Origin of the sequence: Acidaminococcus timonensis (assembly GCF_900106585.1) — a bacterium.
Taxonomy (GTDB): Bacteria; Bacillota; Negativicutes; order Acidaminococcales; family Acidaminococcaceae; genus Acidaminococcus; species Acidaminococcus timonensis.
The window spans coordinates 379,281-393,278 of sequence record NZ_FNWH01000005.1 but is presented as its reverse complement, the minus strand read 5'-3'; the positions used below and the strand labels follow the sequence as shown (position 1 = coordinate 393,278).

Sequence of the window (13,998 nt, the reverse complement as noted above, 5' to 3'; positions counted from 1 at the left end):
TCTTATTTTTTATTTCCTTATTCACCCAGCATTTCCAGGATCTTGGAACCAGCCGTGCAGGCCGGGCAGAAGCAGTATTTGCCGCCATCGGCTTTCACCTTCTGGCCCTGGGCCAGCATCCTGGCAGCCTGTTCTTCCCCGAAAGCCTTTTTGGCAGCGTCGGAAGCGAAGAAGGGCAGCACCTGGTCGATGGTGCATACGTCTTCCTTCAGGGCAGCCCGCAGCAGCGCGGTCAGGTTGGCCTGGGCAGCGGTACCGTCGGCTGCCAGCCATTTTTCAGCCAGATCTTTCAAACCGCTGTATACGCTGGGAGCGGCCACCAGATTTTTTACTTCAGAAACCAATTCTTCATGAGTTGCCATGGGAATCATCCTTCCTGTAAATAAATTTATTACAACAATATTATAGCACATCTGACAGAAAAGAGTTAGTCAATTTTTAATGGATTTCGTATAATAGAAAAGAATGAACAAGAAGAGAACAACATGTGACGAGGTGAATGAGATGCTGTTTGGCAAAAAATTGGCAATGTGGGTTTTGACCGGGATTCTGGCCGGAAGTATGGCTCTGCCGGCATTGGCAGCGCAGAAGGACAACTTTACGGATGACATGAAGATCACCGGGGTGGAGAAGATTACCCAGGACCAGGGAGCCGCTTCCATTGAGCGGAAACTGGACCACAAAAAGTCTCCCTACTATGTCCATCCGGATTTTTACCATATGCATTCCAAGGGATCTTTGACGATCCTGCCCTGCTTCAAAACCATCCAGCAGTCCAGTGAATGGTCCTGTGGTCCGGCTTCGGCCCTGATGGTGCTGAACTGGTACGGACGTCAGAAGGACTGGACGGAACAGAAACTGGCGGATCTGCGCCATCCTCTGCAGGATGTGGCAGTCCCCGGCTTCCCGAATGGCTACCCGGGTACCACTTTGGAACAGATGAAGGATATGTTCCAGAAGGTGGGGGGCTTCGATCTGGTGACCACAGAAGATTATGCCCAGGCAGGAAAGACTTTTGGCCCGGAAGACATCAAAGCCACCCTGAAGGCAGGGAAACCCATCCTGGTGGGGTGGATCGACTGGGGCGGCCACTGGCAGGTGGTCATCGGCTATGATGACATGGGTACCGCCGATACCCAGGATGATGTGCTGATCGTGGCAGATCCCTATGATACCACGGATCATGACCAGGATGGATATGGCATCTATCCGGCGGCCCGGTTCTTCTCCACCTTCGATATGTACGGGCAGTTCCCGAAGAAAGAAGGAGGGAACCACAACCTGTTTGTGATCGTCTCTCCTGCAAAACCGTGAGCGGGCGCACCCAAGGGGGCGTCTCTGCAGTGTTGCGGTCATTGGACCGTGCAGGAATCGTAAGGGGAGTATCCATGGAGGGGCGGGCATATGGACCCGCCCGCTTTTTTCGAAAAAAGTCAAAAAATCTTTGACTTTTTAGCACTCAACGCTTGACAGTGCTAACAACTTGTGCTAGTATAATAGTCGGACGAAGGAAAGACCCACAGAAGGGTTCCCGTAAGGAACCTGGAACGCTGGACGACGGGTTCCCTTGCGGAACCCCGGGAATCCGAAAGCCTTTCGGTAGTCTCAAAAGCTGACCTTCAAGGTCAAGATTGAATGGAGGAATGGCTTATGTTACTGCCTGCTGTTTTCAATGACAATGTGTTTGATGATCTGATGGATGATTTTGATGATGTGTTCTCTGTGCGGAATCCTCTGTACGGGAAACATGCCAGAAATATGATGAAGACCGATGTACGGGATGTGGGCGACCATTATGAACTGGATATCGATCTGCCGGGCTTCAAGAAGGATGAAATCCATGCACAGCTGCAGGATGGGTATTTGACCATCAGTGCCAGCAAGGGTGTGGACAAGGATGAAAAGGACAAGAAGGGCCAGTACATCCGTCGTGAACGTACCTTTGGCCAGTGCGCCCGGAGCTTCTATGTGGGTGAAGGCGTTACGGAGGCCGATGTGAAGGCCAAGTACGAGAATGGCATCCTGGAATTGAGCGTTCCCAAGAAGGAAGCCAGGAAAGTGGACAACAAGAAATACATCGCCATCGAAGGCTGATGGCCTGCAGGAAACCCCGCCGGGAAACCGGCGGGGTTTCTTTTTATGAAAAAAGACGGATGTGCCGTTTGCGTCACAAATTTTCAATAAGAACACAGTAGATATATGATAGAAACGTGAATTCTATCAGGCTGGATTGAATAGGGTATGGGGGTATGATACACTACTGGAGAATGAGGAAAAATGAGGCGGTAGCAGTATGGACAGAAAGAGGAAAACAACGTTGGCAGACGAGACTCCAAAAACACATCTGATGACTTTTGCCCGGAAATTCACCCTGCAGGAGTGTTATGAACGGGTCCTGCTGGTAAGGGCGTCCATGAGCGGATACATCCTGAGCCATGAGTTCAAATATCTGTTTGCCCGGGAGAATCTGAAAAAGCTGTGCCTGACACAGGCCCTGAGGATCTTTGATGTTCCCCAGGATAAGATTGAACTGCTTCTGGTGGAAATGAAGACACAAAAAGACAAAATGCTGGAAGTGAGCCGGCGGATCTTTGCAGAGCTGTGAAATGTCACAGCTCTTTTTTATGGCCCCTTCTGCTTGACAGTCAGAGATTTGACACATAAACTATACTCATACATTTGTAGCAAAGGAGTATAGCAATCATGGACAAACCGATTCCGGATCTGATTACGGTGGAAGCAGCCAGGGACACCCATCGCTGGGTAGCCATGACGGCCCTGCTGCTGGCCATTGGTGTCATCCTCCATACCATCAGTCCCAATGTGGGCGGGGTCACCCCCAACTGGACCATTGCCATGTATTCCATCACCATCTGCCTGACGAAACCGGGCCTGACCCGGGCCCTGGGCATTGGATTCGTGGCCGGTCTGACTCTGGTCCCTTCTTCCAAATCCGCCTTCCCGCTGGGGAACATCGCCAGTGAAGTGAGCGGGGCCCTGACGGCCTGTATCCTGGTGAAGGCCTTCGCTCTGACCCATCTGGAGAACCTGAAGGTGAAACCGTTCATCGTGGGTTTTGTGGCCACCAGTGTCAGCGGTGCCGTATTCACCTACATCCTGAAACTGGTGCTGGGGCTGCCCCTGACCGTGTGGACCCATGCCATGCTGCCGGTGGTGTTCACCGTGGGGGCTCTGAATGGGGTGGTGACCCAGGTGCTGTTCAGCCCTGTACGGAAGATCTTCTATGCAACGGAGGGGAAACACCATGAGTGACAGTGCCATTCGGATCTCGGATTTTTATTTTGCCTATCTGAACAGTGACCTGGTGCTGAAAAACATCAACCTGGACATCCAGAAGGGCAGCTTTACAGCCATCGCCGGTCCCAGCGGTGCCGGCAAGACCACCCTGTGCAAGGCCATGACGGGTATCGTGCCCCATTATTACGGGGGACGGTACTACGGCAAAGTGGAAGTGCTGGGAGAAGACCTTAAGGGAAAGAAAATCTCGGAAATCGCCATGCGGGTGGGCATCATGATGGATGACTACGAAAGCCAGATGGTGTCCCTGACCGCCGGAGAGGAAATCGCCTTTGGCCTTCTGAACCATGGATTCTCGCCGGATGAGGTGGACCAGCGGGTGAGCCAGGCCCTGGCCGATGTGGGCCTGCCCGGCCGGGAAAGCTACCAGCTGGACGAACTGTCCGGGGGCCAGCGGCAGCGGCTGCTGCTGGCATCGGTGCTGGCCTGCCGGCCGGAAGTGCTGATCCTGGACGAGCCGGTGTCGGCTCTCGATCCGGACGGAGCCCGGTCCCTGTATGCCCTGCTGTACAAGATCTACCAGCAGCACAACATGACCGTGGTGGTGGTGGAGCACGACCTGAACTACCTGCTGCCCTACATGACGGATCTGGTGCTGATCAGCGGCGGCGAGGCCCGGGTACAGGGACCTTTCGAACAGGCGGCCCGGAAGGCTTTCCAGCAGGAAGACCTGCGGGAGAACCTGCCGGAACTGTGGCAGGTGAAGCTGGGTCTGGAAGAGAGATTCCACTGCCGGCTGGGCAACTGGCGCAGTGAGGACGAAGCGGAAGAGGAACTGACCCGGAAATTCCAGGGAGGCAAGGCATGATTGAAGCAAAAGAAGTGAACTTCGCCTATCGCAGAGGGGTACCCGTGCTGCAGGATATCCAGTGCAAGGTGGAAGATGGAGAAGCCGTAGCCCTCCTGGGGCACAACGGCAGCGGCAAGACCACCCTGAGCCGGCTGTTCATGGCGCTGAACCACCCCCGCAGCGGACAGGTGCTGGTGGACGGCGTGGATATCGTGGACTGCGAACCGGCGGACCTGGCGGATAAGGTGGGCTATGTGTTCCAGAACCCGGACCTGCAGCTGCTGGGAGATACGGTATATGATGAAGTGGCTTATGGTCTGCAAACCCGGAAGATGCCTAAAGCGGATCTGGATAAACAGGTGCGGGAAGCCGTGGAAGCCATGGGGCTGACACCCTGCCTGGACCAGTATCCCCGGGGGCTTTCCTTCGGCCAGAAACGGCGGCTGGGGGTAGCCGTGGCCCTGGCCCTGCAACCCCGGACCCTGATCCTGGACGAAATCACCAACGGCCAGGATGAACAGGAAAAGCTCCATATGATGAACTACCTGTCCAGGCTGCAGAGGGAGAAACACATCACCCTGATCCTGATCACCCACGATATGGAAATCGCCCGGAAGTACACCACCCATGCCCTGGTGCTCCACGATGGGCAACTGGTGTATGACGGGAAAACAAAGGAACTGTTCGACGGCAGGCGGCCCATTGAGGAATGGGGCCTGAAGCAGCCGGTACTGGCCCGGCTGGGAGCGCTGTTCGGGGTGGATGCGGACAGCCCGGAAGTCCTGTGTGACCGGCTGGAGCTGAAGGAAGCTCCGAAAGAAGGACGGAAGGAAGAGAAAGAAGGTGGCAAGGCATGAAGCTGACCGCTTTTACGAAACTGATCCTGGTGCTGGCGGTGACAGCCTGGGTGTTCCTGCTGCCGGTAGCGGCAGTGGCCACGATCCTGGCCCTGGAACTGGTGATTTTGCTGTACATCAAGCGGGACCGGATGACCATGGCAGCCATCGGGACGCTGACGGTCTTTACCGGGATGATGGTGGTGCTGCAGCTGCTGTTCGGTTCGGCACTGTACGTGGCGCTTACCGGCGGGCTGCGGATGTTCGTCATGACCACGGCGTTTCTGTGCCTGCTGGCTTCCACCCGGATCCAGGAAATCGCCCAGGCGCTGGTGGAAAAATTCCATATGCCCTATGAATACGCCTTCATGCTGACTACGGCCCTGCGGTTCGTTCCGGACTTCCTGTCGGATTCGGCCATCACCCTGGACGCCCAGTCCTGCCGGGGCTATTCCAACCGGGGCAATGCCTTCAAACGGCTGTATGCGTACCTGGCGGTGGTGAAACCGCTGGTGATGCGGGCCGTGGCCAAGTCGGACACCCTGGCCCTTTCCATGGAACTGAAGGGGTTCGGCCCCAATACCTATAAAAACCGCCGGCCCATGCGGCTGCATGGACTGGATTACGTGACGCTGCTCCTCATCATCGTGCTGAGCACGTATCCCATTTGGGTAAAACATATCTAAAGCTGACGCATAACCCGGGCGCACGATCTGGACTCATCTTGTGTGCCTGGAAAAAGTCGGGGCTGCGGGGATCCGCAGCCTTTTTTTTACGAAAGGAAAATATCCAATGAAACAAACTGACATTGCCCCATTGATCGCCGGGGAACTGGGTTGCAGATCCATACAGGTGGAAAAGACCATCGAACTGCTGGATGGGGGCAACACCGTTCCCTTCATCGCCCGGTACCGGAAGGAGGTCACCGGTTCCCTGGAGGACGAACAGATCCGGACCATCGAGGACCGGCTGAATACCCTGCGGAACCTGGTGAAGCGCCAGGAGGAGATCCTGACCAGGATCGACGAACAGGGCAAACTGACACCGGACCTGCGCCAGGCCATCGAACAAGCCCAGAAATTGACGGAACTGGAAGACCTGTACCTGCCTTATAAGCAAAAACGGCGGACCCGGGCCCAGCAGGCCCGGGAAAAGGGCCTGGAGCCGCTGGCCAATGCTTTCCTGCTGCAGCGGGAAATCCGTGGCACCTCCCTGGAGGCAGCCCGGGCCTATGTGGATCCGGAAAAAGGGGTGGAGACGCTGGAAGCGGCTCTGGAAGGAGCCCGGGATATTGTGGCGGAAGTGGTTTCGGAAAATGCGGACCTGCGCAAGGACCTGCGGCAGAAGCTGTGGAAGGAGGGCGTGCTGCAGACGGAACTGGTGGAAAACGCCGATGAGGCCCAGACCTTCCTGATGTACAGGGACTACCAGGAACCGGTGCGGACCCTGCCCTCCCACCGGGTACTGGCCATCAACCGGGGTGAAAAGAAGGGATGCCTGAAGGTGCATCTGCTCTGGGAGGAGGAACGGGCCCTGCAGCTGCTGCAGCGGCGGTTCGTCCGCCATCGCTCCATTTATCAGGAACAGCTGGAACTGGCCCTGGCGGACAGCTGGAAACGGTTGTTGTTCCCCGCTCTGGAGCGGGAGATCCGCCATACCCTGACGGAAAATGCCGAAGCCCAGGCCATCAGGGTGTTCGGGGCCAACCTGCGGCAGCTGCTGCTCCAGGCGCCTCTGGCAGGACGTACGGTCATGGGACTGGATCCGGGCTATCGCACCGGCTGCAAAGTGGCTGTAGTGGATCCTACCGGCCAGGTGGTGGACCATGGGGTGATCCAGGTGACCCAGAGCGAGAAGCAGAAGGAGCAGGCTGAGGAAATCCTTCTGGGGATGATCGAGAAGCATCATGTGACCCTGCTTTCCATTGGAAATGGCACGGCTTCCTATGAGACGGAACAGTTCGCAGCCCGGCTGATCCAGCAGCATCACCTGAGGGAGGTGCATTACCTGATCACCAATGAAGCGGGGGCTTCGGTATATTCTGCCTCCAGGTTGGCCAGAGAGGAACTGCCGGAGTACGATGTAACCATCCGGGGCGCTGTTTCCATGGCCCGGCGGGTGCAGGACCCCCTGGCGGAACTGGTGAAGATCGATCCCCAGGCCATCGGGGTGGGCCAGTACCAGCACGATGTGGACCAGAAGGCCCTGACCGGCACCCTGGACGGGGTGGTGGAAATGGCGGTGAACCATGTGGGCGTGGACCTGAATACGGCGTCGCCGGCCCTGCTGTCCCATGTGGCGGGCATTACGGCCACTACAGCAAAGAATATTGTGGCCTACCGGAACGAAAACGGGCGCTTCACCGGGCGGCGGCAGCTGCTGAAGGTACCCCGGCTGGGTCCGGCGGCCTTTACCCAGTGCGCCGGTTTCCTGCGGATCCTGGATGGAAAGAGCCCTCTGGATGCCACTCCGGTGCATCCGGAATCCTACCGGCTGGCAGAAGCCATCCTGGAGAAACTGGGGTTTGCGGTCAGGGATTTGAAGGATAAAGAGAAGCTGGCGCTTCTGGCAGCCAAACGGAAGCTGGTGGACGAGAGCCGGCTGGCCAGGGAGCTGGAGGCCGGCCTGCCTACGGTACACGATATCCTGGACGCCCTGGTAAGCCCCGGCCGGGATCCCCGGGAGGACCTGCCGGCACCCCTTACCCGGCAGAATATCGTCAGGCTGTCCGATATCAAAGTGGGGAGCCTCATGCGGGGAACCATCCGGAACGTGACGGATTTCGGGGCCTTCGTGGACATCGGCATCAAAACGGCCGGACTCATCCATATTTCGGAAATGAGCAGTCGGCGGATCAGGCACCCATTGGATGTGGTGAGCGTAGGGGATGTGGTACAGGTACGGGTGATCAGCGTGGACGAGAAGCGGGGGCGGATCGGCCTGTCGTTAAAGGGTGTGTGAAGAAATCAGGGCCCCGTTTTCAACCACTTTTTCTACGATTTTCAGGGATACATGGTAGGCTTTTTCCAGGGAGGGGACGGGCAGGCATTCGTACGGAGAATGGAAGTTCAGACCTCCGGTGAAATAGTTGGGGGTGAAGATACCCCGGGTGGACAGGAAGGATCCGTCCGTGCCGCCCCGCATGGCAATGGTGTGGGGCTGGATGCCCAGGTCGTCCAGCGCTTCGTACAGGATGTCCACGGCCTTGCGATTTTTGGGGGTCATGGCATCGGCGATGTTGCCGTAGATGTCCTCCAGGGTGCAGGTGACTTTCGCCCGGGGCTCCTGCTGCAGCAGGCGCTGCACGTTCTGCCGGATGGTCTCTTTTTTGGCCTCATAGCCGGCCTTGTGGTGGTCCCGGATGGCCAGCTGGACCACTGCCCGTGTGGCATTGGACTGGATGGATTTGATCCAGATGTAGCCCTCCTTGTCTTCCGTGCACTCCGGGGTCTCTTTCCGGTCAAAGAAATTGGCGAAATCCACGGCCAGCAGGGTGGGGTTCACCAGGCGCCCCTTGGCGTTCATGGGATGGGCACTGATTCCCTGGATGGTGACAGTGGCAGCACCGGCATTGAAGGTTTCGTACACCACCTCGCCCACTTCGCAACTGTCGATGGTGTAGGCGAAATCCACCGGAAACCGGTCCAGCTCCAGGGATTTGGAACCTTTCAGTCCCACTTCCTCATCGGGGACGAAGGCAATGTAGATGTCTCCGTGGAAAATCTCCGGGTGGGTGGACAGGGTGTGGAGCAGGGTCATCACATTGGCCAGGGCCGCTTTGTTATCCGCACCCAGCACGCTGGTGCCATCGGTGAATACGATGTCCTCGCCTACGTGGGCAGCCAGCTCCGGATGGTCGGAGGCCTTCATGACAAGGTGCTTTGCTTCATTCAGGATCACATCGCCGCCCGGGTAGCCCTTGACCAGGTGGGGATGGATGGTGGGGCTCAGGTTCACGTCCACCGTGTCCAGGTGGCAGCAGAACCCGATTTTGGGTACGGAGCCGGTGAAGCCTTTGGGCAGGCTGGCAGGCAGGTATCCGGTGAGGACGCAGTGATCGCTGAGATGCACGTCCTCCAGGTCCAGGAGCTCCAGTTCGGCTTCCAGCAGCCGGGCCATATTCCACTGGCTGGGGGTGCTGGGGACCGTGGCAGCACCGGCCCGGCTCTGGGACGGGATGTTGATGTACCGCAGGAAGCGGGTCAGTAATTCATGGGTGATTTCGGACATACAGGGACCTCCTTACAGGAATTTGATTCCATCCATTGTACCATATTATCGTATATAGAGAACCTGCCACCAGCTTTCGGCGGGTCCCCCCTTGAAAAGGGCGGAAAATCGTGACAAGGGTGGCAGGTTCTTTTTGCTAAAAAGAAAATGGAAAGAAAAGGAAAAGTGCCTTGAAAAATCGTTTCATTTCCTGTAAAGTATAAGAAGCTGTTTTGTTTCGTTTTGTTTTCCATTTGCCAAAAGAAAGAGGAGTGCCATGCTTCAGCGCAAGATCGAAAAATTCCTGCAGACCTGGAAACAGGTCCCCCAACACAACCCTCTGGTGATCAAGGGCTGCCGCCACTGCGGCAAGACCACCTCTATCCTGGATTTTGCCCGGAAGGAATATGCCCATGTGGTCTACCTGAATTTCCAGGAGAAGCCGGATTATGCGGCCATTTTCAAAGATTCCCTGGATGTGGATTACCTGGTGATGCTGATTACAGCTCTGGTAGGGCCGGATGCCCTGTTTGAACCCTACAAGACGGTGCTGGTGCTGGATGAAATCCAGGAATGTCCGGAGGCCCGGGCGGCCCTGAAAGCGTTTAAAAAGGATGGACGGTACGATGTGATCGCCTGTGGGTCGCTGCTGGGCGTAAAGGGGTATGGCAAGGAACCGGCGTCCATTGCAGTGGGGAGTGAAACCGTGGTGAACATGGTTCCGCTGGATTTCGAGGAATTCCTGTGGGCCAATGGAATCACCACACCGGTCCTGGATATGCTGCACCGGAGCCTGGATCAGGAAATACCGGTGCCGGAAGCCCTGCATTTGCGGCTGAATGAACTGCTGCGGCAGTATGCCGTGGTGGGTGGCCTGCCGGAAGTGGTGGAAACCTATGTGCAGACCCATGATCTGAATGCCGTGCTGGCCAAACAGCAGGAAATCCTGAAGGATTATGAAGAGAATCTGTTCGTGGCCGTGAACAAACGGGCCCGGGCCAAGCTGAAAACGGTCCTGGATGCAGTACCTCTGCAGCTGAACAAGGAAAATAAAAAGTACCAGTATGCCCAGCTGAAAAAAGGGTCCAAAGCGTCCCAGTTCGAAGGGACACTGACCTGGCTGGAGGAAGCGGGTATCGTGACCCGGTGCTACAACCTGACAGAACCGGGACTGCCTCTGGAACGGCATGCCATCGACACCATCTTCAAGGTGTATATGAAGGATGTGGGGCTGTACGCGGCCATGCTCACCGGGGAGGACCGTCTGAAACTGCTGCAGGGAGATCTTTCCGGATGCCAGGGCGCTGTGTATGAAAGCCTGGCGGCCGATCTTCTCAGCAAGAGCGGGCGGAAGCTGTATTATTATCATAAAAATTCCGGCCTGGAAGTGGATTTTGTGATCCGCTGTCAGGGCAAGAGCACCCTGGTCAAGGCCACGCCTTCCACCGGCAATACCAAGAGCCTGAAGACCTTGCTCCAGCAGCCGGACAAGTACCAGGTGGAACAGGCCATCCAGCTGAGCACGGAAAATGTGATGAAAAAGGGAAAAGTGCTGGAGCTGCCCATGTATATGGGCTTCCTGCTGGGCTGATCCTGCTGGATGGGGAGAAAATTGGCACTCAGATGTCTCCTTTTTGTTGACATCCCGTTGCATTGGCTGTATAATGCAAGGCATCAAAACAAGAGGGGTTGATGGATTTGGCATCTGTTAATGTAAATATCCGTATGGATGCGGGACTGAAAAAAGAGTTTGAAGAATTCTGCAGCAATGTGGGCATGAACATGACCACTGCTTTTACCATCTTTGCCAGAAGGACTGTCCGGGAAAACCGGATCCCGTTTGAAGTTTCCGCCGATTGCCGTCGGGCAGCTGTCCATCAGGTTCCGGCAGACAGTGCCGCCAGTCAGGAAGCAGCAGTCAAGAAACCGGAAGATATGTTCGAGGAAATCAAGCAGGATTTCAATATTTAAAGACTGTGCCAGGAAAGAAAGGGCTGTGAAAAAATCACGGCCCTTTTTTTGCCGGTTTTTTTGGGAGGAGAGACTCGAAAGGAATGGTGACAGGACAGATGCCAATGAAATAAACGACGTATTGTCTTGACTAACCAACTGTGAAAGTTCGGTAAAATACCTGGGATTTCCCGAGGATTCATGAAAACCCCTGATTTTTGTGATATAATTTACTATTATCCCGGTTGATACTGGAGTAAGGTACTTGAGAACTGATTACAATGCGGCTTGGGGGACGTGGTATTAGGCCGTCTTCCAAGATCGGGCGCTCTGCCGGACTCATGTTTACACAGCTTCCTAATAGGCGAAATGCTCCGGGGAAAATTCACACGGGCTTGCAGGAAAAACTGCCAAGCCGGCGAAAGGAGCCATTTGACTATGGAAAGAGAAGATTGGATTAAAACGGGTTTGGTTGCTGGGGGCGCTGTCCTGGGCCTTCTGGGTGAACGGGTAGTGAAATCCAACCTGGTGAAAAAAGCGCTGGTAAAGACCACCGCTGCTGCCCTGCGGGCACAGAAGTGCGCTGCGGAAAGCTCTGCTTCCCTGCAGGCACAGGCTGATGATATCGTAGCGGCTGCCAGGGAAGAAAACCAGAAACTGGAAGAAGCGGAAGCGGCGGAAAAAGCCAAGAAAGAAGCAGCTGCTGCTGTAGTTGAAGACGAAGCGAAGTAAGCTCTTTTCTTTGGGAAAGGAGCGGAAACGCCATGAAATTTCAAATCCAACATGAAACAGCCGGCCGGATCCGGGTGCGCTGTCTGGCCCAGGAGGGACGGAGTGTCCGTTCCTTCAGCCTGGAACAGGAAGCAGCCATCCTGGGCGGACTGGAACGGGTCCCGGGAATCCGGAAGGTGAAACTGTATGCCGGGGCTGCGGGCATCGCCGTGCTGTATAAGCCGGACGCAGCCGGCAGCATCCGGGACGGGATCATCAAAGCCCTGGCCCGGCTGAACATGAATGATCCGGATCTGCGGAAAGCCACCCGGGAAAAAGCCGGATCCCTGATGCTGAACCGGCAGTACCGGAACCGGCTGGTGACCCTCCTGGCCCGGCATTTTGCCTGCAAGTGGTTCCTGCCGCTGCCCATCCGGATGGCCCGGTGCTGGTACCATACCCTGGGCTTTATCCGGCTGGGACTGAAATCCCTGCGCCATGGACGGCTGGATGTGCCGGTGCTGGACGCTACGGCCATTACGGCAGCCATGCTCCAGAAGGACATCAGTACCGCCGGTTCCGTCATGCTGCTGTTGCGGATCGGGGAACTGCTGGAAGAATGGACCTATCAGAAGAGTGTCCATGATCTGGCGGACAATATGTCCCTCCACATCGATACGGTGTGGAAAGTGGTGGACGGTACGGAAGTGGAAGTCTCCCTGGCCGATGTACAGGCCGGGGACCTGGTCAGCGTGAAGATGGGCAGCACCATTCCTCTGGATGGGGAAGTGCAGAGCGGCGACGCCATGGTGAACCAGGCTTCCATGACCGGGGAATCCATGCCGGTCCATAAGACGGCAGGCCTGACAGTCTATGCCGGGACTGTGGTGGAAGACGGAGAGATCGTGGTAAAGGTGAAGGGCGGCGCCGGCAACAGCCGGTACGACCGGATCGTGAAGATGATCCAGGATTCCGAAAGCTTCAAATCCAACCTGGAAAGCCGGGCCAGCCATCTGGCAGACAGCCTGGTGCCCTGGTGCCTGGGGGGAACCCTGCTCACCTATCTCCTGACCCGGAATCTGACCCGGGCCATGTCCATCCTGATGGTGGACTTCTCCTGTGCCCTGAAATTGTCCATGCCCCTGGCGGTACTGTCGGCCATGCGGGAATGCAGCACTCACAAGATCACCGTCAAGGGAGGCAAATTCCTGGAAGCTGTGGCCCAGGCAGATACCATTGTCTTTGACAAGACCGGTACTCTGACCCTGGCCAAACCCAAAGTAGCAGATGTACTTTGCTTTAACGGGTATGACCGTGCCACAGTGCTGCGCTATGCGGCCTGTCTGGAGGAACATTTCCCCCATTCCGTGGCCAACGCCATTGTGCGCCAGGCAGCGGACGAGGGCCTGACCCACGATGAGATGCACAGCAAAGTGGAATACATCGTGGCTCACGGAATCGCGTCCATGGTGGATGGCAAGCGGATCGTGATCGGATCCGGCCATTTCATCTTTGATGACGAACACTGTGTGATTCCGGAAGGAGAAGAAGCCCTGTACGAAAACCGGCCGGAAGAGTATTCCCATATTTATATGGCACTGGACGGAAAACTGGTGGCCATCATCTGCATCCAGGACCCCTTGCGGCCGGAAGCGCCCCAGGTGCTGAAGAACCTGAGAAAAGCCGGGTTCAGGAACCTGGTGATGATGACCGGAGACAGCGAACGGACGGCTGCTGCAGTGGCCGCCAAAATCGGGGTGGACAAGTTCTACGCCGAAGTGCTGCCGGAAGACAAGGCCCGGTTCATCAAGGAAGCCAAAAAGAGCGGTCACCGTGTGGTGATGGTGGGCGACGGCATCAACGATTCACCGGCCCTGTCGGAAGCTGATGCCGGTGTGGCCATTGCCGAAGGGGCGGATATCGCCCGGGAAATCGCCGATATCACCATTTCGGCCCATGACCTGCAACAGCTGGTGGTGCTGAAGGAAATCAGCACCCTGCTCATGAAGCGGGTCCAGTTCAACTATGATTTCGTGATTACGTTCAACGCAGGCCTGATCGGTCTGGGGGTGATGGGAATCCTGCCTCCGGCGACAACGGCGCTGCTGCACAACGGATCGACCATTGCCATCAGTCTCCACAGCATGACGGATCTGATGGAAGCATAAAAAATGGCGCTGTGAA

14 protein-coding genes are annotated in these 13,998 nt (G+C 56.4%); 12 read left to right on the top strand and 2 right to left on the bottom strand.

All coding sequences use genetic code 11. The features are described 5' to 3' along the window. Window positions 1–17: 17 nt before the first annotated feature. Window positions 18–362, bottom strand: coding sequence for a heat-shock protein Hsp90 (locus BQ5462_RS03805; protein WP_071142085.1), 345 nt, complete (start codon window positions 360–362; stop codon window positions 18–20). Between the two features lie 142 nt (window positions 363–504). Between BQ5462_RS03805 and BQ5462_RS03800 the strand changes: the two genes are divergently transcribed. The 8 genes from BQ5462_RS03800 (at window position 505) to BQ5462_RS03765 (ending at window position 7,905) form a co-directional block, all read left to right on the top strand. Further along, window positions 505–1,314 (top strand): C39 family peptidase, encoded by an 810-nt coding sequence (locus BQ5462_RS03800; RefSeq protein WP_071142084.1) that lies wholly within the window; start codon window positions 505–507, stop codon window positions 1,312–1,314. A 336-nt stretch (window positions 1,315–1,650) separates the two neighbouring features. Next, the gene (locus BQ5462_RS03795) at window positions 1,651–2,094 is read left to right on the top strand and encodes an Hsp20/alpha crystallin family protein (RefSeq protein ID WP_071142083.1); all 444 of its coding nucleotides are present in this window, start codon (window positions 1,651–1,653) and stop codon (window positions 2,092–2,094) included. A 199-nt stretch (window positions 2,095–2,293) separates the two neighbouring features. Continuing rightward, a complete protein-coding gene (locus BQ5462_RS03790) occupies window positions 2,294–2,605 on the top strand; it encodes a hypothetical protein (protein WP_143038013.1) in 312 nt (103 codons plus the stop codon). 98 nt (window positions 2,606–2,703) lie between these two features. Next, on the top strand, window positions 2,704–3,273 hold the full coding sequence (locus tag BQ5462_RS03785) for a tryptophan transporter (RefSeq protein WP_071142081.1): 570 nt from the start codon (window positions 2,704–2,706) through the stop codon (window positions 3,271–3,273). Continuing rightward, entirely contained in the window at window positions 3,266–4,126 is an 861-nt protein-coding gene (locus BQ5462_RS03780; protein ID WP_071142080.1) for an energy-coupling factor ABC transporter ATP-binding protein, read from the top strand. The genes BQ5462_RS03785 and BQ5462_RS03780 overlap by 8 nt, the downstream gene beginning before the upstream one ends. After that, window positions 4,123–4,965, top strand: a complete 843-nt coding sequence (locus BQ5462_RS03775; protein WP_071142079.1) for an energy-coupling factor ABC transporter ATP-binding protein — start codon at window positions 4,123–4,125, stop codon at window positions 4,963–4,965. Before BQ5462_RS03780 ends, BQ5462_RS03775 begins: the two co-directional genes overlap by 4 nt. Then, window positions 4,962–5,630 carry an energy-coupling factor transporter transmembrane component T gene (locus BQ5462_RS03770; protein ID WP_071142078.1) on the top strand — a complete coding sequence of 223 codons (669 nt, stop codon included), beginning with the start codon at window positions 4,962–4,964 and terminating at the stop codon, window positions 5,628–5,630. Before BQ5462_RS03775 ends, BQ5462_RS03770 begins: the two co-directional genes overlap by 4 nt. A gap of 106 nt (window positions 5,631–5,736) precedes the next feature. Next, a complete protein-coding gene (locus BQ5462_RS03765; RefSeq protein WP_071142077.1) occupies window positions 5,737–7,905 on the top strand; it encodes a Tex family protein in 2,169 nt (722 codons plus the stop codon). Here BQ5462_RS03765 and pepT read toward each other — a convergent pair. Further along, window positions 7,891–9,174, bottom strand: a complete 1,284-nt coding sequence (gene pepT, locus BQ5462_RS03760; protein ID WP_071142076.1) for a peptidase T — start codon at window positions 9,172–9,174, stop codon at window positions 7,891–7,893. The two genes, BQ5462_RS03765 and pepT, sit on opposite strands and share 15 nt — an antisense overlap. Before the next feature lie 256 nt (window positions 9,175–9,430). On the opposite strand from pepT, the gene BQ5462_RS03755 reads away from it, so the two are divergent. The 4 genes from BQ5462_RS03755 (at window position 9,431) to BQ5462_RS03740 (ending at window position 13,982) form a co-directional block, all read left to right on the top strand. After that, window positions 9,431–10,744, top strand: coding sequence for an ATP-binding protein (locus BQ5462_RS03755; RefSeq protein ID WP_071142075.1), 1,314 nt, complete (start codon window positions 9,431–9,433; stop codon window positions 10,742–10,744). Window positions 10,745–10,851: 107 nt separating this feature from the next. Then, window positions 10,852–11,124 carry a type II toxin-antitoxin system RelB/DinJ family antitoxin gene (locus BQ5462_RS03750; RefSeq protein ID WP_083378061.1) on the top strand — a complete coding sequence of 91 codons (273 nt, stop codon included), beginning with the start codon at window positions 10,852–10,854 and terminating at the stop codon, window positions 11,122–11,124. A gap of 417 nt (window positions 11,125–11,541) precedes the next feature. Further along, entirely contained in the window at window positions 11,542–11,835 is a 294-nt protein-coding gene (locus BQ5462_RS03745) for a DUF6110 family protein (RefSeq protein WP_071142073.1), read from the top strand. 32 nt (window positions 11,836–11,867) lie between these two features. Beyond that, window positions 11,868–13,982 carry a heavy metal translocating P-type ATPase gene (locus BQ5462_RS03740; protein WP_071142072.1) on the top strand — a complete coding sequence of 705 codons (2,115 nt, stop codon included), beginning with the start codon at window positions 11,868–11,870 and terminating at the stop codon, window positions 13,980–13,982. The last annotated feature ends 16 nt before the right edge of the window (window positions 13,983–13,998 follow it).

What these genes read in the sequence shown, in the direction of transcription:
- BQ5462_RS03800 (WP_071142084.1), top strand. Translation starts at nt 505, where the DNA reads ATGCTGTTTGGCAAAAAATTGGCAATGTGGGTTTTGACCGGGATTCTG.
- BQ5462_RS03765 (WP_071142077.1), top strand. Translation starts at nt 5,737, where the DNA reads ATGAAACAAACTGACATTGCCCCATTGATCGCCGGGGAACTGGGTTGC.
- BQ5462_RS03775 (WP_071142079.1), top strand. Translation starts at nt 4,123, where the DNA reads ATGATTGAAGCAAAAGAAGTGAACTTCGCCTATCGCAGAGGGGTACCC.
- BQ5462_RS03805 (WP_071142085.1), bottom strand. Translation starts at nt 362, where the DNA reads ATGGCAACTCATGAAGAATTGGTTTCTGAAGTAAAAAATCTGGTGGCC.
- BQ5462_RS03790 (WP_143038013.1), top strand. Translation starts at nt 2,294, where the DNA reads ATGGACAGAAAGAGGAAAACAACGTTGGCAGACGAGACTCCAAAAACA.
- BQ5462_RS03770 (WP_071142078.1), top strand. Translation starts at nt 4,962, where the DNA reads ATGAAGCTGACCGCTTTTACGAAACTGATCCTGGTGCTGGCGGTGACA.
- BQ5462_RS03745 (WP_071142073.1), top strand. Translation starts at nt 11,542, where the DNA reads ATGGAAAGAGAAGATTGGATTAAAACGGGTTTGGTTGCTGGGGGCGCT.
- BQ5462_RS03795 (WP_071142083.1), top strand. Translation starts at nt 1,651, where the DNA reads ATGTTACTGCCTGCTGTTTTCAATGACAATGTGTTTGATGATCTGATG.
- BQ5462_RS03740 (WP_071142072.1), top strand. Translation starts at nt 11,868, where the DNA reads ATGAAATTTCAAATCCAACATGAAACAGCCGGCCGGATCCGGGTGCGC.
- BQ5462_RS03780 (WP_071142080.1), top strand. Translation starts at nt 3,266, where the DNA reads ATGAGTGACAGTGCCATTCGGATCTCGGATTTTTATTTTGCCTATCTG.
- pepT (WP_071142076.1), bottom strand. Translation starts at nt 9,174, where the DNA reads ATGTCCGAAATCACCCATGAATTACTGACCCGCTTCCTGCGGTACATC.
- BQ5462_RS03785 (WP_071142081.1), top strand. Translation starts at nt 2,704, where the DNA reads ATGGACAAACCGATTCCGGATCTGATTACGGTGGAAGCAGCCAGGGAC.
- BQ5462_RS03755 (WP_071142075.1), top strand. Translation starts at nt 9,431, where the DNA reads ATGCTTCAGCGCAAGATCGAAAAATTCCTGCAGACCTGGAAACAGGTC.